Source organism: Kocuria sp. WN036 (assembly GCF_002287015.1).
In the GTDB taxonomy this organism is placed as follows: Bacteria; Actinomycetota; Actinomycetes; order Actinomycetales; family Micrococcaceae; genus Kocuria; species Kocuria rosea.
On the sequence record NZ_NSKF01000001.1, the window covers coordinates 146,603 to 164,309 of the forward strand.

Annotated in this window: 17 protein-coding genes; 7 read left to right on the plus strand and 10 right to left on the minus strand. The window is 74.4% G+C overall.

All coding sequences use genetic code 11. From position 1 onward, the window contains the following. The first annotated feature begins 152 nt into the window (after positions 1-152). Both CK505_RS00700 and CK505_RS18990 read left to right on the plus strand, forming a co-directional pair. On the plus strand, positions 153-1,523 hold the full coding sequence (locus tag CK505_RS00700; protein WP_095649854.1) for a polysaccharide lyase family 1 protein: 1,371 nt from the start codon (positions 153-155) through the stop codon (positions 1,521-1,523). Further along, positions 1,520-3,409 carry a pectinesterase family protein gene (locus CK505_RS18990; RefSeq protein ID WP_095649855.1) on the plus strand — a complete coding sequence of 630 codons (1,890 nt, stop codon included), beginning with the start codon at positions 1,520-1,522 and terminating at the stop codon, positions 3,407-3,409. The genes CK505_RS00700 and CK505_RS18990 overlap by 4 nt, the downstream gene beginning before the upstream one ends. A gap of 72 nt (positions 3,410-3,481) precedes the next feature. On the opposite strand, the gene CK505_RS00710 is transcribed toward CK505_RS18990, so the two are convergent. From CK505_RS00710 to CK505_RS00735, 6 genes are all read right to left on the minus strand, one after another. After that, positions 3,482-4,357: a helix-turn-helix domain-containing protein gene (locus tag CK505_RS00710; RefSeq protein WP_095649856.1), complete on the minus strand. Its 876-nt coding sequence runs from the start codon at positions 4,355-4,357 to the stop codon at positions 3,482-3,484. 43 nt (positions 4,358-4,400) lie between these two features. Beyond that, complete coding sequence (locus CK505_RS00715) at positions 4,401-5,300, minus strand: macrolide 2'-phosphotransferase (RefSeq protein WP_095649857.1); 900 nt, start codon at positions 5,298-5,300, stop codon at positions 4,401-4,403. Then, positions 5,290-6,189 carry a spermidine synthase gene (locus CK505_RS00720; RefSeq protein WP_017833003.1) on the minus strand — a complete coding sequence of 300 codons (900 nt, stop codon included), beginning with the start codon at positions 6,187-6,189 and terminating at the stop codon, positions 5,290-5,292. Before CK505_RS00720 ends, CK505_RS00715 begins: the two co-directional genes overlap by 11 nt. Next, positions 6,186-6,728: a GNAT family N-acetyltransferase gene (locus CK505_RS00725; RefSeq protein WP_081994313.1), complete on the minus strand. Its 543-nt coding sequence runs from the start codon at positions 6,726-6,728 to the stop codon at positions 6,186-6,188. Before CK505_RS00725 ends, CK505_RS00720 begins: the two co-directional genes overlap by 4 nt. After that, positions 6,725-7,042, minus strand: coding sequence for a thiamine-binding protein (locus tag CK505_RS00730; protein WP_017833001.1), 318 nt, complete (start codon positions 7,040-7,042; stop codon positions 6,725-6,727). Before CK505_RS00730 ends, CK505_RS00725 begins: the two co-directional genes overlap by 4 nt. 132 nt (positions 7,043-7,174) lie before the next feature. Further along, positions 7,175-7,744, minus strand: a complete 570-nt coding sequence (locus tag CK505_RS00735; RefSeq protein ID WP_035925495.1) for a rhodanese-like domain-containing protein — start codon at positions 7,742-7,744, stop codon at positions 7,175-7,177. 122 nt (positions 7,745-7,866) lie between these two features. Between CK505_RS00735 and CK505_RS00740 the strand changes: the two genes are divergently transcribed. The 4 genes from CK505_RS00740 to CK505_RS00755 all read left to right on the plus strand — a co-directional run bounded on the left by CK505_RS00740 (position 7,867) and on the right by CK505_RS00755 (position 12,171). Beyond that, complete coding sequence (locus CK505_RS00740) at positions 7,867-8,124, plus strand: metal-sensitive transcriptional regulator (RefSeq protein ID WP_017832999.1); 258 nt, start codon at positions 7,867-7,869, stop codon at positions 8,122-8,124. 81 nt (positions 8,125-8,205) lie between these two features. Further along, the gene (pta, locus tag CK505_RS00745) at positions 8,206-10,299 is read left to right on the plus strand and encodes a phosphate acetyltransferase (protein ID WP_035925493.1); all 2,094 of its coding nucleotides are present in this window, start codon (positions 8,206-8,208) and stop codon (positions 10,297-10,299) included. A 67-nt stretch (positions 10,300-10,366) separates the two neighbouring features. After that, positions 10,367-11,524 carry an acetate/propionate family kinase gene (locus tag CK505_RS00750; RefSeq protein WP_095649858.1) on the plus strand — a complete coding sequence of 386 codons (1,158 nt, stop codon included), beginning with the start codon at positions 10,367-10,369 and terminating at the stop codon, positions 11,522-11,524. 143 nt (positions 11,525-11,667) lie between these two features. Continuing rightward, positions 11,668-12,171 carry a hypothetical protein gene (locus tag CK505_RS00755; RefSeq protein WP_095649859.1) on the plus strand — a complete coding sequence of 168 codons (504 nt, stop codon included), beginning with the start codon at positions 11,668-11,670 and terminating at the stop codon, positions 12,169-12,171. A 31-nt stretch (positions 12,172-12,202) separates the two neighbouring features. On the opposite strand, the gene CK505_RS00760 is transcribed toward CK505_RS00755, so the two are convergent. Genes CK505_RS00760 through CK505_RS00770 form a run of 3 tightly spaced genes read right to left on the minus strand, consistent with a single transcriptional unit; the run spans position 12,203 to position 14,528 of the window. Next, the gene (locus CK505_RS00760) at positions 12,203-12,664 is read right to left on the minus strand and encodes a MarR family winged helix-turn-helix transcriptional regulator (protein ID WP_095649860.1); all 462 of its coding nucleotides are present in this window, start codon (positions 12,662-12,664) and stop codon (positions 12,203-12,205) included. Continuing rightward, positions 12,661-13,344 carry a CE1759 family FMN reductase gene (locus CK505_RS00765; RefSeq protein WP_095649861.1) on the minus strand — a complete coding sequence of 228 codons (684 nt, stop codon included), beginning with the start codon at positions 13,342-13,344 and terminating at the stop codon, positions 12,661-12,663. Before CK505_RS00765 ends, CK505_RS00760 begins: the two co-directional genes overlap by 4 nt. Further along, positions 13,341-14,528 carry an LLM class flavin-dependent oxidoreductase gene (locus tag CK505_RS00770; protein WP_017832993.1) on the minus strand — a complete coding sequence of 396 codons (1,188 nt, stop codon included), beginning with the start codon at positions 14,526-14,528 and terminating at the stop codon, positions 13,341-13,343. The genes CK505_RS00765 and CK505_RS00770 overlap by 4 nt, the downstream gene beginning before the upstream one ends. 126 nt (positions 14,529-14,654) lie before the next feature. Between CK505_RS00770 and CK505_RS00775 the strand changes: the two genes are divergently transcribed. After that, positions 14,655-17,069 carry a TIM-barrel domain-containing protein gene (locus CK505_RS00775; protein ID WP_095649862.1) on the plus strand — a complete coding sequence of 805 codons (2,415 nt, stop codon included), beginning with the start codon at positions 14,655-14,657 and terminating at the stop codon, positions 17,067-17,069. 70 nt (positions 17,070-17,139) lie between these two features. Here the strand turns inward: CK505_RS00775 and CK505_RS00780 are convergent, their stop codons facing one another. Beyond that, positions 17,140-17,697 (minus strand): hypothetical protein, encoded by a 558-nt coding sequence (locus CK505_RS00780; protein ID WP_095649863.1) that lies wholly within the window; start codon positions 17,695-17,697, stop codon positions 17,140-17,142. Positions 17,698-17,707 lie beyond the last annotated feature (10 nt).

The window sequence follows — 17,707 nt, forward strand, 5'->3', positions numbered from 1 at the left end:
GACGAGGCGTGGGCAGCACCGCCCGAACGCCTGTGCACCTTCTCTGGGAAAGCGCTTTCTGATACCGTCCTGCTCAACGCCCTCCCGTGACCCCTGTCACACAACTACAGCACCTCCCCCGAGGGCGTCCCCCCGATGACGGAAGAGGAACCATGCGGAAACGCACTGCGCACCTGTCCATTCCCACCGCCGTGGCCGTGACGGCCGCCCTCCTCGCGGCGACTCCTGCGTCGGCCGCCCCCAGCCCCCTCGCCGCCCCCGAGGCCCAGACCTCCCGCACCGCGCTCGAGCGCCAGGTCCTGTCGGAGGACGACGGGTGGGCCTCCCTGGGCCCCGGCACGACCGGCGGCTCGGCCGCGGAGGCCGCCGACGTCTACGACGTCACGAACCGGACCGAGTTGCTGGCGGCGTTCGACGCCGCGGGCGAGCGCCCGAAGATCGTCCGCGTCCACGGCCGGATCGACGCCAACACCGCGCCGGACGGCTCTCCGCTGAGCTGCGACGACTACGCGGCGGGCACCGGCTACTCCCTGGAGCAGTACCTGGAGGCCTACGACCCGGCCACGTGGGGCCGTGACCGGGACCCGGCCGGGGCGCAGGAGGAGGCCCGCCGGGCCGCGGCCACGAACCAGGCACGGACGATCCGCTGGGACATCCCGAGCAACACCACAATCGTCGGCGCCGGCGCGGACAGCGAGATCCGTGGCGCGGCCCTGCGGATCAACGGGGCCGACAACGTGATCCTGCGCAACCTCACGTTCTCCGACTCCTCCGACTGCTTCCCCGCCTGGGACCCGGGCGACGGGAGCACCGGGGCCTGGAACAGCGAGTACGACCTGCTCCAGGTGATCAACGGCGCCACCCACGTCTGGATCGACCACTCCGAGTTCACCGACGCCCCGAACCTCGACAGCGAGCAGCCCTCCTACTTCGGCACCCCCTACCAGGTGCACGACGGCGCGGTCGACGTGACCAACGGATCCGACCTGGTCACCGTGTCCTACAACCGGTTCACCGAGCACGACAAGCTGATGCTCATCGGCTCCACCGACTCCACGAACCGGGGCGACCCGGGCAGGCTGCGGGTGACCGTCCACCACAACGTCTTCGAGGACGTCGGGCAGCGGGCGCCCCGGGTGCGCTACGGCCAGGTGGACGTCTACAACAACCACTACGTGGTGCCGGAGGACGGCTCCGTGCCATACGTGTACTCGCTGGGCGCGGGGATCGAGTCGCACCTCTACGCGGAGGCCAACGCCTTCACGCTCCCCGCCGGCACGGACGCCGCGGAGATCATCGGCCGGTACAAGGGCACGACCATCGCCACCGTGGACAACACCGTGAACGGCAAGAAGGTCGATGTGCGGGCCGCGTACAACGCCGCCGTCCCGGAGGCCGAGCGGCTGACCCACGACACCTCCTGGACGCCCGTGCTGCGCACGAAGGTCCACGCGCCCCAGGCCGTGCCAGCACTGCTCGCCCGCACCGCGGGCCCCGTCCTGAGCACCGGCGGCGACCGGTGAGGGCCCCCGGGGCGCCGAGCCGCCGCACCGTCCTGACCGCGCTCGCCCTGGCGGCCGGCTCCGCCGCGCTGACGGGCGCCACGGCCTCCCCAGCCCTCGCCACGACAGGGGCCACCGGCAACAGCGGCGGGACGCGGCGCACCCGGCCGGCGCTGGTCGTCGTCGGGGACTCGACGTCGTCCGCGTACCAGCACTCCGAGCGCCCGCGCGCCGGGTGGGGCCAGGCCCTGCCCCTGCTGCTGGGCCCCCAGGCCGGCGTGCTCGACCTCGCCTGGTCCGGGGCCTCGTCTAAGAGCTACGCGGACGCCGGGCTGCTGGACCGGGCACTGTCCCTGCTGCAGCCGGGCGACCACCTGCTGATCTCCTTCGGCCACAACGACGAGAAGGTCGAGGACCCGGCCCGCGGCACCCTGCCGGGCTCCACCTTCGAGGAGTACCTGCGCCGCTACCTCGACGGCGCCGCCGCGCGTGGGGCGCAGCCCGTGCTGGTCACCCCCGTGGAGCGCCGCCGCTTCGACGCCTTCGGGGCCGCGCGGGACACCCACGGCGCCTATCCGCAGGCGGTGCGCGAGCTCGCCGCGGCCACCGGCACGCCCCTCGTGGACCTGACCGCCTCGTCCAAGGACCTGTGGCAGCGCCTCGGCCCGGACGGGACCACGTCCCACTTCCTGCACCTGGCCCCGGGGCAGCACCCGCAGTACCCGCAGGGCTCCCAGGACAACACCCACTTCCAGGCCCTCGGCGCGCTGGCCGTGGCCCGTCTGGTCGCGCGCGAGCTGCGGTCGAAGCGGATCGTGCCGCCGGGCTGGTTCCCGGATCCCGACGCCGTGACGGACCCCCTGGCCCGGATGTTCTGGCCGAGCGAGCGCCCCGTGGACACCCCCGCGGTGCTCGACGTCGGCCCCGGCAGGCCGTTCCGGACCGTGCAGTCCGCCGTGGACGCGGCGGAGCCGGGCGGCGCCCGCCGGACGGTGATCCGGATCCAGCCCGGGGAGTACCGGGAGGTCCTGCTCGTGCCGTCGGGCAAGCCCCGGATCTCGTTCGTGGGGATGGGCGAGCGCCCCGAGGACGTGGTGCTGGTGCACGACAACGCCTCCGGCACCGTCAAGCCCGACGGCAGCGGACCGTTCGGCACGTTCGGCAGCGCGTCCGCCCGGGTCGACGGGGCGGACTTCGTGGCGCGCAACCTCACGTTCGCCAACGACTTCGACGAGGCCGCGCACCCCGAGATGAAGAACCGCCAGGCCGTGGCCCTGCACCTGACGGGCGACCGGGCGGTCCTGTCCGGGGTGCGCTTCCTCGGCAACCAGGACACCCTGCTGGTCAACTCGCCGGCGAGCGGTGTGGCCTCGAGGTCCTGGTTCGACCGGTGCTGGGTCGAGGGCGACGTCGACTTCGTCTTCGGCCGCGGCACGGCCGTCTTCGGGGACTGCGAGATCCGGTCCCTCGACCGCGGCTCCGCCGGCAACAACGGCTACGTCACGGCCGGCAGCCAGGACCTCGGCATCGCGCACGGCTACCTCTTCGACCGGTGCCGCTTCACGTCCGGGGCAGCCGCGGGCACGGTGCACCTGGGCCGGCCGTGGCACCCGAGCGGGGATCCGCGGGCCGTCGCGCAGGTCCTGGTCCGCGACTCGTGGCTCGGCGCCCACGTCGCGGCGAGCCCGTGGACGGACATGAGCGGCTTCTCGTGGCGCGAGGCGCGCTTCGCGGAGCACCGCAACCGGGGCCCGGGGGCGCAGGTCACCCCGGACCGCCCGCAGCTGCCGGCCGCGGAGGAGACCCGGTTCACGGTCCGCACCTACCTCGAGGGCGACGACGGGTGGGCGCCGCAGCTGGCGGGCACGGCGGCCGACAGCACGGCGCTGCTCGCGCTGCAGGACTGACCCAGGATGCGCGCGGCACCGGTGCGAGCGGCTCGCACCGGTGCCGCGCCGGGCGCGTGCCGCAGCCGCGGATCAGCGCTCGGGGACGGCGGCGTGCCGGTCGGCCGCCCAGGATCCGAGCAGCCGGAGCCGCTCGGCCGAGGGCGAGCCCGGTTCGGCGGTGTAGATCATCAGCACCTGCCCGGGCTCGGCGGTGACGGCCAGCTCCTCGTAGGCCAGCGTCAGCTCCCCCACCACCGGGTGGCGGAAGCGCTTGGTGCCGGTGCCGTGGGTGCGCACGTCGTGGGCGGCCCACAGGGTGCGGAAGGTCTCGCTGCGGGTGGACAGCTCCCCGACGAGGTCCTGCATCGCCCGGTCATGCGGGTCGCGGCCGGCCTCGGCGCGCATGATCGCCACGCACATGCTCGCGAACACCTCCCAGTCCGGGTAGAACTCCCGGGAGGCCGGATCCAGGAACTGGAACCGGGCCAGGTTGGGGGTGCGTCCGCCGTCCCCGAGCAGCGGGGCGTAGAAGGCGCGCCCCAGGGCGTTGGTGGCCAGCAGGTCCTGGTGCTGGTTCCGCACGAACGCCACCCCGCCGGTGATCGCCTCCAGCGCCCACTGGAGACCCGGCCGGGAGCTCGCCTGCCGCGACGCCCGGCGGCGCGGGCGCCGTGCCGCGGACACGCCGTCGGCCGCCCGCGCCAGGTCGAGCAGGTGCGCCCGCTCGGTCTCGTCCAGGCGCAGGGCGGCGGCGACCGCCTCCAGCACCGAGGCCGAGGCCCCGGCGACCGCCCCGCGCTCGAGCTTGGCGTAGTACTCCACGCTCACCCCGGCCAGGGCCGCCACCTCGGAGCGGCGCAGCCCCGGCACCCGGCGGTTGCCCCCGGCCGGCAGACCGGCCTGGGCCGGGGTGAGCTTGGCCCGGCGCGAGACGAGGAAGTCGCGGACCTCGGTGCGGTTGTCCATCCCGCCAGGATAGGGCGCGGCCGGACGGTGGAGCGTGGGGACCTCAGGGACGCAGCTGTGCGGCGGCGGCCTCGCGGTGGCCCGGTTCCCCGGACGCCAGGGCGAAGAGGGCGTAGTTGAGGGGTCCTGCGGCCACGAGGGCCTCGCAGCGGTCGGCGAGGCGGGGTTCGTGGCGGCCGGTGAGCTCCTCGTAGGCGCGGACGGTCGCCGCGAAGGACTCGGGCGGGGCGATGAGGTGCTGGTACATGAGGTCCAGGGCCGGGTCGCCGACGCCGGCCGTCGTCCAGTCCAGGACGGACAGGATGCGGCTGCTGTCGTCGAGCAGCAGGTGGGCGGGATAGAGCTCGCCGTGCGTGAGGACGGTGCGGCGCGGCCACAGCCCGTCGTCGTCGAGCCAGGCCCGCCACCGGGCCGCGAGCTCCGCGGCGACGTCGAACTCCCCGAGCACCCGCTCGAGGTCGGCCGCCCACCGCCGGCGCACCTGCTCGGGGGTCTCGGCGGAGACCCCCGCCGCCGCGGCGGCGGCGGGGTCGAGGCGGTGGAGGGACGCGACGACCTCCGCCAGGGACCGGGCGTGCTCCGGGGAGGCGGTGTCGTAGTGCCAGACCGGCTGCCCCGCGGCGTCGAGGGTGAGACCGGGCCGGCCGGGCAGCAGCGGATAGGCGACGAGCTCCGGCCCCGCGATCCGCCAGTCCGGCACGGCGACCGGGAGCCGCGGGCGCACGAAGTCCAGGATCCGCAGCTCGTCGGCCACCTTCGCCGCGACGTCGGGGCGGCGCGGGATCCGCAGCACCCACTGCTCGCCGGTCCCGGAGGCGGCGGCGAACGCCACCCGGTAGTCCAGACCCGCCTCCTCGAACCGGACGGTCCCCGGTTCCAGGTCCAGGCCGTGCCGCCGGGCGAGGCCGCGCACGTCCTGCTCGGTCGCGGGCTCAGGCGCCATCGCGCGCCCCCTCGGCGACCGGGTCGTGGCGCGGCGGGGTGCCGCCCACGAAGGAGCGCACCCACGCCTCGTCCTTGTACTGGGCGGGCACCGCGCCGCCGAGCAGCTCCCGGCCGAGCGCGGCCGCCCCGGGCGAGCCCTCCAGCGGCAGCGGGGCGGAGGAGGCGGCCAGCACGATGTTGCCGTAGCGGCGGCCCTTGAGCATCGCCGGGTCCGCCACGGCGGCGACGTGCTCGAACACCTCGGACAGCGCGGCGAGCTCGGCGCGCGCCCCGGCGAGGTCCCGGGTGTCGCCGCAGTTGAGCACGTACAGCCCGCCGGGGGCCAGGACGCGCCGCACGTGCCGGGCGAACTCCACCGTGGTGAGCGGCTCGGGGGTCACGGCCCCGGCGAAGACGTCGCGGACCACGACGTCCCGGGTGGCCGGGCTCAGCGACTCCGTGACGGCGCGGGCCTCCCCCACCCGGATCCGCAGCAGGGGGGCGCGCGGGAGGTCGAACCACTCCCGGACCAGCTCGGCGAGCCGCCCGTCGAGCTCGACGACGACCTGCCGCGCGGCCGGGTGCGCGTGGGCGAGGTAGCGGGCGAGCGAGCAGGCGCCGCCGCCGAGGTGCAGCACCCGCAGCCGCTCCGGATCCGGGTGGGCGGCGAGGTGGGCGTCCACGACCGCGGCGATCCAGCGCATGTACTCGAAGTCCAGCCGCTCGGGGTGCTCCGGGTCCACGTGGGAGGAGGGGACGCCGTTGACGTGCAGCACCCAGGAGCCGGGGGCGTAGGCGTCCGGGACGAGCTCGGCGGTGCCGGTCGAGATCTCGTAGCTCCCGGCCGCGGGGCCGGTGGGCCCGGCGGGCGCCGGCGCCGTGCGCGAGCGGCGGGACGCCCGGCTCACGCGGTCCCCGTCCGCAGCATGCGGTGCATGCGCTGCCCGGTCCAGGGCCCGCCGGCGGGGAAGGACTCGGCCAGGGCCCGGAAGCCGTGCCTGGCGTAGAAGCGCTCCGCGCGGGCGTTGCCGTCCATGATCCACAGGTACGCGTCCGCGGAGCCGATCGCGGCCTCCTGCAGGGCAGCGCCGAGGCCCGTGCCGTGGGCGGCCCGCAGCACGTAGAGCTGGAACAGCTGCAGCGGGACGAGCGGGGCGGGCACCCCGGCCCGCCCCTCCCACGCGGCGGGGGCCGGGCCGGCGGAGACCAGCCCCAGGGCGGCCCCGTCGTCGTCGACCGCGAGGAGGGTGCGCACGTGCGGGTCCGCGAGGAGGGCGAGGTCGTAGCCGGCGGTGCGCTCGGCCGCGGCCTGCTGCCGGTCGGCGAAGGCGTCCCCGAAGAGCGGACGGTAGGTCTCGTCGAGGCAGCGCAGGTGCAGGGCGGACCAGGCCCCGGCGTCGGACGGTCCTGCGGTCCGCAGGCGGACCGCCGCGGGGGCAGCGCTCAGGACTCTATGGCCTGCCGCTGGATCGCGGCCTCGAGGCGTTCGACCTTGCCCTGCAGCTCACCGGTGTGGCCGGGGCGGATGTCGGCCTTGAGCACGAGCGAGACCCGGGGCCCGTAGCGGCCCACGGCCTCGGTGGCGCGCTTGACGACGTCCATGACCTCGTCCCACTCGCCCTCGATCGTGGTGAACATGGCGTCGGTCTCGTGCGGCAGTCCGGACTCGCGGACCACGCGGACGGCGGCGGCGACGGCGTCGTGGACGGAACCGCTCGGGTTCTCGCCGCCGGACGGGGAGACGGAGAAGGCAACCAGCATGCCCCCATCCTCCCACCCGGCGGCGTCCGGGTGAACCCCGGGGACGACGCCGGCCCCGCCGCCACGCGAACGGCGTGGCGGCGGGGCCGGCGGATCAGTCCGCGGGGCCGACCCGGCGGATCACTGGACGGATCACTGGGCGGTGAGCTGCTCCAGCACGGCGTCCTTGGAGGGATCCTTGGCACCCTGGTTCCAGGGCATCTTCGAGAGCACGTTGGCCATGGCGCAGGTGTTGGACAGCGCGGAGTACGCGAGCCCGCCGCCGACGCCCGCGGCGACGGCGCGCAGCTTCGGGGAGACCAGCTGCCCGCCCACCACGCTCGCCAGCACGAGCGAGCCGGCGACCATGCGGACCTGACGGTCCATGGCCCAGGTCGAGGCGCCGCGGACGACCGCGCCGCCGGCCTTCTCGAAGTCGTCGACGGTGCCGTCGACGACGTAGGTGTTCTCGGTGCCGGCCGAGGAGAGGATGTCCTGAGCGCGGGTGGCCCGGGCGCCGGAGCGGCAGATCAGGGCGACCTTGCCGCCGAGGGCCGCGGCGATGTCCTGCGCGTGGTCGGCCACGAGGTCGACGGGGACGTTGTAGGCGCCGTCGATGTGCTCGGCGGCGAACTCGGCGGCGGAGCGCACGTCGAGGACGGCGACCTCCTCTCCGGACTCGATCCAGGACTTCAGCTCGGCGGGGGCGACTTTCGAGGTCATGCGGCAGTTCCTTCCGGGTGACGGTGGGTGTGACTCCATGATGCACTATACCCCCCTGGGTATGCAAGATCCCCCAGGGGGTATAGAATCGTCGGAGCAACCACCACACCCAGGAGCGCCCCGTGCAACTCGACCCCCAGGACCTCACCCCCACCATCAACCGGCTCAAGCGGGCCCAGGGCCAGCTCGGCGCCGTCATCCGCATGCTCGAGGAGAGCCGCGAGTGCAAGGACGTGGTGACGCAGCTCTCCGCGGTCTCCCGCGCCCTCGACAAGGCCGGCTTCTCCATCATCGCCACGGGCCTGGACCAGTGCCTGCGCTCGGAGGACCCGAGCCTGGACAAGGCCGAGCTGGAGAAGATGTTCCTCTCCCTCGCCTGAGCGGCCCCACACCCGGTCCTCCGGCGGGTGGGCCCTAGACTGGGCACGGACCCAGCCCGACCGTCGGAGGACCCCGCCACCATGACCCAAGGCATCTACGTCAGCGCCATGACGCCGCAGTCCGGCAAGTCGCTCGTGGCCCTCGGCCTGGCCGACTCGCTGTTCCGCAAGACGGACCGCCTGGGCTACTTCCGGCCCGTCCACCTCGGGGAGACCCCGGCGGAGGACCCGATGGTGCAGCTGATGAAGCGCAACTTCGACCTCCCGGACGAGCGCTGCCGCGGCGGCATCTCCCTGGCGCGCACCCGGGAGCTGCTCGCCGCGGGGGACCACGACGAGCTCGACGCGATGGCCGTGACCGTCTACGGCGAGATGGCCCGGCACTGCGACGTGATCGTGGTGGACGGCACCGACCTCCTGGCGCACAACGCGGCCACCGCCGAGTTCGACATGAACGCCCGGATGGCCAACAACCTGGGCGCCTCCGTGCTGGCCGTGATCGGCGCCGACGAGTCCGAGAGCCCCGAGGACGTGCTCAACGCGGTCGAGGTCACCCGGGCCGAGCTGAACCAGGTGCGGTGCGACATCTTCGCGGTCATCGTCAACCGCGCCCGCCCCGACTGGGTGGAGCAGATCGAGCACAACGCCGCCCGCGGCGTGCGGGGCCTGCCCGTGTACGTCATCGCCGAGAACGAGGCGGTGGCCGCGCCGACCGTCGCGGAGCTGCGGGACCGGCACGGGTTCGGGGACGGCCCGTCCGCGGTCTCCCTGGACCGGGACGTCAAGGGCGTGAAGATCGCCGCGATGACCGTGGGCCACTACCTCGAGCAGCTCGCCGACGGCGACTTCGTCATCACGCCGGGGGACCGCTCCGACATCGTCGTCGCGTCCCTGGCCTCCGCCCTCTCCCCCGCCCTGCCCGTCCCCTCCGGGATGCTGCTCACGGGCGGCTTCGAGACCGAGGGGCGGATCCGGGAGCTCACCGCCGCGGCGCCGTTCCCCGTGCTGACCACCGGGCTGGACACCTACCGGGCCGCCCGGGAGGTGTCCCGGACCCGGGGCACCCTCTCCGGGGCGCACCCGCGCAAGGTCGCGGCCGCGCTCGGCGAGTGGGCCCGGCGGGTGGACGGCGAGGAGCTCGTGAGCCGGCTCGACCTGCCGCGCCCGGCCAAGCGCACGCCCCTGCGCTTCCTGCACGAGCTCGTCGAGACGGCCCGGGCGGACCGGAAGAACATCGTGCTGCCCGAGGGCGAGGACCCCCGCATCCTGCGGGCCGCCGAGATGATCCACCGCCGCAACTTCTGCGACCTCACGGTCCTGGGCGACCCCGGGCGGATCGCCCAGCTGTGCCAGACGGAGGGCATCAACCTCGACTTCGCCGAGGACGGGCTGACCCTCGTGGACTTCGAGCACGACGACGCGCTGCGCGAGAAGTACGCCGGGGAGTACGTGCGGCTGCGCGCCCACAAGGGCGTGCAGCCGGAGACGGCACTGGAGCGGATGCTCGACGGCTCCTACTTCGGCACCATGATGGTGCAGATGGGGGACGTGGACGGCATGGTCTCCGGCGCCGCGCACACCACCGCCAACACGATCCGCCCCGCCCTGGAGTTCGTGAAGACCTCCGAGGGCGTGAGGATCGTCTCCTCCGTGTTCTTCATGCTCCTCGAGGACCGCGTCCTGGTCTACGGCGACTGCGCCGTGAACCCCAACCCGGACGCCCAGCAGCTCGCGGACATCGCGCTCGCCTCCGCCCGCACCGCCCGCCAGTTCGGGGTGGAGCCCAGGGTGGCGATGCTGTCCTACTCGACCGGCGGGTCCGGCTCCGGCGAGGACGTGGACAAGGTCCGGACGGCCACCGAGATCGTGCGCGGCGCGGACCCGGGGCTCGAGGTGGAGGGCCCCATCCAGTACGACGCCGCGGTGGACGCCTCGATCGCGGCCTCCAAGCTGCCCGGTTCCGCCGTGGCCGGCCGGGCGACCGTGTTCGTCTTCCCGGACCTCAACACCGGCAACAACACCTACAAGGCCGTCCAGCAGTCGGCCGGCGCCGTGGCCGTGGGCCCGGTGCTGCAGGGGCTGCGCAAGCCCGTCAACGACCTCTCGCGCGGGTGCACCGTGGACGACATCGTCAACACGGTCGCGATCACCGCGATCCAGGCGCAGGGCATGTGACCCACCGGCCCACCGCTCGCACCGTCCCCGTCCCCATGCCCGTCGCCACAGCCCCAGGGAGTCCTCCATGCTCGTGCTCGTCGTCAACTGCGGCTCGTCCTCGCTCAAGTACCAGGTCCGGGAGCTCGAGGCCGGTGCGGACGGCGGGACGGTGCTGGCCTCCGGGCTGATCGAGAACATCGGCAGCTCGCGGATCGCGGACCACACGCAGGCGCTCGAGCTGCTCGCGGAGCGGCTCGAGACCGAGCTGGAGGGGCGCACGATCGACGCCGCGGGCCACCGCGTGGTCCACGGCGGCGAGCGCTTCTCCGCGCCGGTGCTCGCGACCAACGAGATCATCCGCGACATCGAGCGGCTGGTCCCGCTGGCTCCCCTGCACAACCCCGCCGCCGTCCTGGGCCTGCGGGCCGTCCAGAAGACGTGGCCGCACCTGCCGCAGATCTGCGTGTTCGACACCGCGTTCCACCGCACCATGCCCGAGCACGTGTGGCGCTACGCCGTGCCGGAGGAGTTCTACGAGCGGTGGGGGATCCGCCGCTACGGGTTCCACGGCACGTCCCACGACTGGGTGACAGGTCAGGCGGCGCAGTTCCTGGGCGTCCCGCGCGAACGGTTCAGCTGCGTGGTGGCGCACCTGGGCAACGGCGCGTCGGTGACGGCGGTCAAGGACGGCGCCTCCTACGACACGTCGATGGGCTACACCCCCCTGGCGGGCCTGGTGATGGGCACCCGCACCGGGGACCTGGACCCGTCCGTGGTCACGGCCGTCCTGCGCCGGGACCCCGGGATGACCCCCGAGCGGCTCGACGCCGTGCTCAACAAGGAGTCCGGTCTGCGGGCGATCGCCGGCGACCACGACATGCGCGCCGTCCAGGAGGCCGCCGACCGCGGCGACGAGCGCGCCGAGCTGGCCCTGGAGATGGCCGCCCACCGCCTGGCGAAGTACGTGGGCGGCTACCACGTGGCCGTGGACGGCGCGCAGGCGCTGGTCTTCACGGCCGGGATCGGGGAGAACGCCTCGGCCTTCCGCGCCCGCGTCTGCGGGCGGCTGGGCGCCCTCGGGGTCGTGCTCGACGACGACGCCAACGCCGCCCGCTCGCGGGAGGTCCGCCGGATCTCCGCGCCGGGATCCGCACTGGAGGTCCTCGTGGTGCCCACCGACGAGGAGCAGGCGATCGCGGCGGCGACCGCGGCGCTCGTTGCGGCCGGGACCTCCCCCGCCTGAGCGGATCCGGGCGTCACGCTCCGCCGCACCGGGGCCACGTCGCCGCCAGGTGTTCGCGAATGCGATTCCAGCGGATAGGTTCGGTGCTGGGCCCTGCGCAGGGCCCTCCCCGTGTCAGGCCCGTGCGTCAGGAGGCACCGACGATGTCCCAGCAGCCCCACCAGCCCCGGGGCCACGGCGGCCCGCCGCCGCCCGGCGCTCCTCCCTACGCGAGGGCCCGCCCGCCCCGGCCCCCGGTGACGGCCGATCTGCGGCTGCTGCTCCGGCTCACCGTGGCGTCCTTCGTGGTCGCGGTCCTCGGCAGCGCGGTGGGGTACCTGGCGGCGCCCGAGCAGTACACCGGCCTGCCCGCAGGGGCGTTCGGGACAGTCGTCCTCGCCATCTCGCTCCTGTTCGGCCTCGGGTTCACCGCCGGGCTCTACGCCCTGGTGTACTTCCCGCTGCGCGAGCAGCGGCAGTGGGCGTGGATCCTCGGCATCGTCTTCGCGTCCATGGCGCTCCTGACCACCGTGGCCAACGCCGTGCTGCTGCTCGTGGTCCCGGCGGGCACGTCGATCGGGCTCGTGACGGGCGCGCTCAAGGCCGTCGTGGACGTGGCCTGGCTCGTGGTGGCCGCCCGGCCGGGCGTGCGGGCGGCACTGCGCTGAGCTCGCGGACCGGGACGCCGCAGCCCCGTCCTCAGGCCAGACGGCGGGCCAGCCGGTCCATGACGGCGGCCAGCCGGTCGGCGTCGTCGCCCTCGAGCGCACGGAGGAACAGCTCCTCGACGTCGCGGGCGTGGGCGGGCCGCAGGCGCCGGAAGGCGCGCAGCCCCTCCTCCGTGAGCTCGGCCTCGAGGCCTCGCGCGTCCTCGGCGCAGCGCCGGCGCCGCACCCAGCCGCGCTTCTCCAGCACGCCGATCTGGTAGCTGAGCCGGCTCGGGGAGAAGACCAGCCGCTGGGCCAGCTCCCCCATCCGCAGCCGGTGGTCCTCGGCGTTGCGCAGCAGCAGGAGCACCTGGTAGTCCATGAGCGAGCAGCCGTGCTCCTTGAGCCGCGCCTCGATCTCCGTGGTCAGCCGGGCGGTGGTCTCGAAGAACAGCTGCCACACGTCCCACGGGCGGGCCGCGGGCTCCGGCGCGGCCGCCGGGCGGCCGGTCACCGGCCGGCCCGGGCGAGCAGGTCCGCGAAGTCGGGGACCCCTTCGAACCCGCCGCCCCGCTCGGACCCGGCTGCGCCCGCCGGGACCTCGCCGGCCGCCTGCGCTCCCGGCGCGATCGAGCGCGCCAGCTGCGCGCTGGCCCGCCGGATGCGCGACTCGAGCGATCCGCCGGCCCAGTCCTCGGTGGCGGCGTAGACCCCCAGGGACAGCACCAGCGCCTTGAGGTGGGTGAACAGGGGGCGCATGGCGGTGTCGAGCATCAGGGAGTGGCGTGCCGTGCCCCCGGTCGCGGCCACCAGCACGGGCACGTCCTCCAGCGCGGCGTCGTCGACGAGGTCGAAGAAGGACTTGAACAGCCCCGAGTAGGAGGCCTTGTACGTCGGGGTGGCCGCGATCAGGGCGTCCGCCCCGGCGACCGTGTCCAGGGCGGTCCGCAGCTCCGGACCGGGGAAGCCGGTGAGCAGGTGGTCGGCGACGGCGTGGGCCAGCGGGCGCAGGTCCACGCGCTCGATCCGCACCGGCGTCCCGGCCAGTCCGTCCCGGGCGGCCTCGGCGAGCCGGTCGGCCAGCAGCGAGGTGGAGGACGCGTCGGACATCCCCGCCGACACCACGGCCACGGTGAGCGGGCGCGCCGCGGCGGGGTCCGGCGTCGTCGTCGTGGTGATGTTCCGGGAGCTCATCGGTGGGCCTTCTCCGTGGTCCGCCCCGTGGTCGGCTCCGCGGCCTGCGCGGCGCGGGCCCGCCCGGCGGGCGAGTCCTCGGCGCCGCCGGGCACCGGGTCCTGGCCGGCGCGGTGGCGTTCCAGCAGCGAGGCGTGGGTCGGGGCCTCCGGCACGTGGGCGGGCCTGAGCGCGGCGAACTCCTTGCGCAGCACCGGCACGACCTCCTCGCCCAGCAGGTCGAGCTGCTCCAGGACGGTCTTGAGCGGCAGGCCGGCGTGGTCCATCAGGAACAGCTGGCGCTGGTAGTCGCCCGCGTAGTCGCGGAACCCGAGGGTCTTCTCGATGACCTGCTGCGGGGAGCCCACGGTCAGCGGCGTCTGCGTGGTGAAGTCCTCCAGGGACGGCCCGTGCCCGTAGACGGGGGCGTTGTCGAAGTAGGGGCGGAACTCCCGCACGGCGTCCTGGGAGTTCCGGCGCATGAACACCTGGCCGCCGAGGCCCACGATGGCCTGGTCGGCCGAGCCGTGGCCGTAGTGCTCGAAGCGCGTCCGGTAGAACTCCACCATCCGCCGGGTGTGCTCGGCGGGCCAGAAGATGTTGTTGTGGAAGAACCCGTCGCCGTAGTAGGCGGCCTGCTCCGGGATCTCGGGGGAGCGGATCGAGCCGTGCCACACGAAGGGGGCCACGCCGTCGAGCGGGCGCGGGGTCGAGGTGAAACCCTGCAGGGCGCCGCGGAACCGGCCCTGCCAGTTGACCACGTCCTCCCGCCACAGCCGGTGGAGCAGGCTGTAGTGCTCGATCGCCAGCGGGATGCCCTGGCGGATGTCCTGGCCGAACCACGGATAGACCGGGCCGGTGTTGCCCCGCCCCATGGTGAGGTCCACGCGGCCGTCGGTCAGGTGCTGCAGGTAGGCGTAGTCCTCCGCGATGCGCACCGGGTCGGTGGTGGTGATCAGGGTGGTGGCCGTGGACAGCTGCAGCCGCTCGGTCTGCGCCGCGATGCTCGCCAGCAGGACGGGCGGGTTCCCCGGCGCCACGAACGGCGGGTTGTGGTGCTGGCCCGTGGCGAAGACGTCCAGGCCCACCTCCTCCGCCTTCTTCGCGATCTCGACGGTGGCCCTGATCCGCTCGTGCTCGGTGGGGGTGCGTCCCGTGGTGGGGTCCTCGGTGACGTCCCCGATGGTGAAGATGCCGAACTGCATGTGGTCCTCCTGCTCCGCGGCGGCGTCCGGCCGGACGGCCCGCCCTGTTCTTTCAAATTTGAACTACTACCGTCAAGCGGCGCCCGTCCCGGATTATTCCCGCCCCGGTCCGCCTAGGGTGGACGCATGCCCCTCCCCCACTTCCGTCCCACCGGCGCCGGCACCGCGGACCCGGGCGCCGTCGTCGCCGGCGAGCACTACCGCATCAGCGTGCTGAGCCCCGGGCTGCTGCGCCTGGAGTACAGTCCCGCCGGCCGCTTCGAGGACCGTCCGTCCGCGTTCGCCGTCGACCGCCGGTTCCCGGTGCCGGACTTCCGGGTGCGGCGCACGGCGGCCGGGCTGGAGCTGAGCACGGAGCGGATCCACCTCAGCTACGACGAGCGGGCCTTCAGCCCGACGGGACTGTCCGCGCAGATCCGCGGCGGCGTGACCAGCTACCACAGCGTGTGGCGCTACGGCGTGCCCGCCCCCACCCTGGGCGGGACCGCGCGCACCCTGGACGAGGCCGACGGCCCGATCCCGCTCGAGCCGGGCATCACGTCCCGCGAGGGCTTCGGGGTGATCGACGACTCCGCCTCGGTGCTGCTCACGGACGACGGCTGGTACGCGCCGCGCGCGCCCGAGGAGGGCGCCGTGGACCTCTACCTCTTCGGCTGGGGCCACGACCACCGGCAGGCGCTGCGCGACCTCTACGCCCTGTCCGGGCCGCAGCCCGTCCTGCCGCGCTGGGCGCTCGGCAACTGGTGGAGCCGGTACCACGCCTACGACGAGGCCGAGTACCGGGAGCTGGTCGCCGAGTTCGACCGGCGCCGCCTGCCGTTCTCCGTGCTGGTGGTGGACATGGACTGGCACCTCACGGACGAGCACGTGGAGCGCCGGCACGGCTCGGGCTGGACGGGCTACACCTGGAACCGGGAGCTGTTCCCGGACCCGCGGGGCTTCCTCGCGTGGGCGCACGAGCACGGCTACCGGGTCACGCTCAACCTGCACCCGGCCGACGGGGTGCGCTCCTTCGAGGACGCGCACCCCGCGATGCTCGAGGCCCTGGGGCGCGAGCCGGGCTCGGAAGAGCCCGTGGCCTTCGACGTCACCGACCGGGACTTCGTGGCCGCGTACTTCGAGGTCCTGCACCGCGGCCTGGAGGCCGACGGCGTGGACTTCTGGTGGGTCGACTGGCAGTCCGGGCCGCACTCGCGGCTGCCCGGGGTGGACCCCCTGTGGGTGCTCAACCACTACCACTTCCTGGACTCGGGCGCGGACGGGTCCCGCCCGCTGACGCTCTCCCGCTACGCCGGGCCCGGCAGCCACCGCTACCCGGTCGGCTTCTCCGGCGACACCGTCATCTCCTGGGCCTCGCTGGCGTTCCAGCCGTACTTCACGGCGACGGCGGCGAACATCGGCTTCGGCTGGTGGAGCCACGACATCGGCGGGCACGTCTTCGGCGCCCGCGACGACGAGCTGGCCACCCGCTGGCTGCAGTTCGGGGTGTTCTCCCCGATCCTGCGCCTGCACTCGGGCGACAACGACTTCATCGCCAAGGAGCCGTGGCGCTACCGCTCCCCCTACGCGGAGGCCATGGAGCGCGGCCTCCGGCTGCGGCACCGGCTGGTCCCCTACCTGCACACCGCCAACCGGGCCGCCGCCGTGGAGGGCGTCCCCCTGGTCCGGCCCCTGTACCACGAGCACCCGGAGGCGGAGCAGGCCTACCGGTACGGCCACCAGTACCTGTTCGGGCCCGAGCTGATGGTCGCCCCGGTCACCTCCCCCGCGGACCCCGTGGTCACCCGCGCGGCCGTGCCGGTGTGGTTGCCGGAGGGATCCTGGACGGACCTGTTCACGGGCACCGTCTACGACGGCGGGCGGGAGCTCGTGCTGCACCGGGGTCTCGACGACGTGCCCGTCCTGGCCCGCGCCGGCGCGATCGTGCCCCTCGCGGGGTCCGACGACGACGCCGCGCCGGGCCCCGGCAATCCCGGTGAGCTGGAGGTCCTGGTGGTCGCCGGCGCCTCGCACCGCACCGTCCTGGACGAGGACGACGACAGCGGCGACGGCCTCGACCCGGCCCGCTGGGCGCGCACCCCGCTCGCCCTCGACGCCGCCGCCGGGGAGTTCACGATCGGCCCGGCACACGGCCACCTCGGCTGCCTGCCGGCGGCGCGCACCTGGACCCTCACCTTCATCGGCCTCGAGGAGCCGGCGGAGCCGACCGTGACCGTGGACGGGAGGACCGTCCCGGCCCGCACCGACCGGCGGGGGAACGGCGTGCGCGGGCACCGCACCTCGGTCACCGTCGAGGGGGTCGCCCCCGGGGCGCAGATCGTGGTGCGGTCGGCGGGACTGGGTGCCGTGGCCGCACAGGATCCCGCGGACCGCGTCTTCGACCTGCTCAACGACGCCCAGATCGGCTACGAGGTCAAGCGGCGGGTGCACGAGGCCGTGCGGCGCGATCCCGTGGGGGCGCTCGGGCAGGCACCCGCCCTGGGCGTGGAGGGGCCGCTGCTCAGCGCGCTCACGGAGCTGGTGCTGGCGACGCGGACCTGACCCCTGGTCGCCGGAGGTCGACCCGTCGTGGCGTGCCCCGCGCCCCCGGCCGCCGCCCGCGGCGGAGAGCTCACCCGGGGCAGGGGCCGTCCTCGTCCAGGCCGAGCTCGACGACCAGGATGGGCAGCCTCAGCCGTTCCGCGGTGAAGGACACCACGCGGGCGTGCGGGATGCCCTTCTCCCGGACGAAGCGGCAGGCGACCAGTCCGTGGTCACGGTTCTGGCCGATCATGAGCACCCAGTTCCGGCCCGCGGCGTCCAGCGCGTGCGCCTGGCGCTCCAGGTCCCTCCCGGCCGGGTCCTTCTCGGTGCTGCGCCGGGCGAAACGGGCCGCGTAGGCCCTCATGTCCTCCTCGGTGCGCAGCACCCCGGCGGCGACCCGCCGCGCGTCCTGGACCCTCAGCACGGGCGCGATCTGCTCCTCGCGGATCGCGCCGGCACGGTCCCCGGCCTCCTCCTCGGCGGACCGGCGGGCGGCGTGGATGATGCGCTCGATCCGGCGCAGGCGGGCGTCGTCCTGGTGCAGCCGGCGGTAGTCGGCGATCAGCGCCTCGAGCTCGGCGTCCAGGTGGTTCTGCTCGGGCTCCTCGGGCTCGCGGCCGTCGTGCGCCGGTCGTGATGGGGACAAGCCGGCCTCC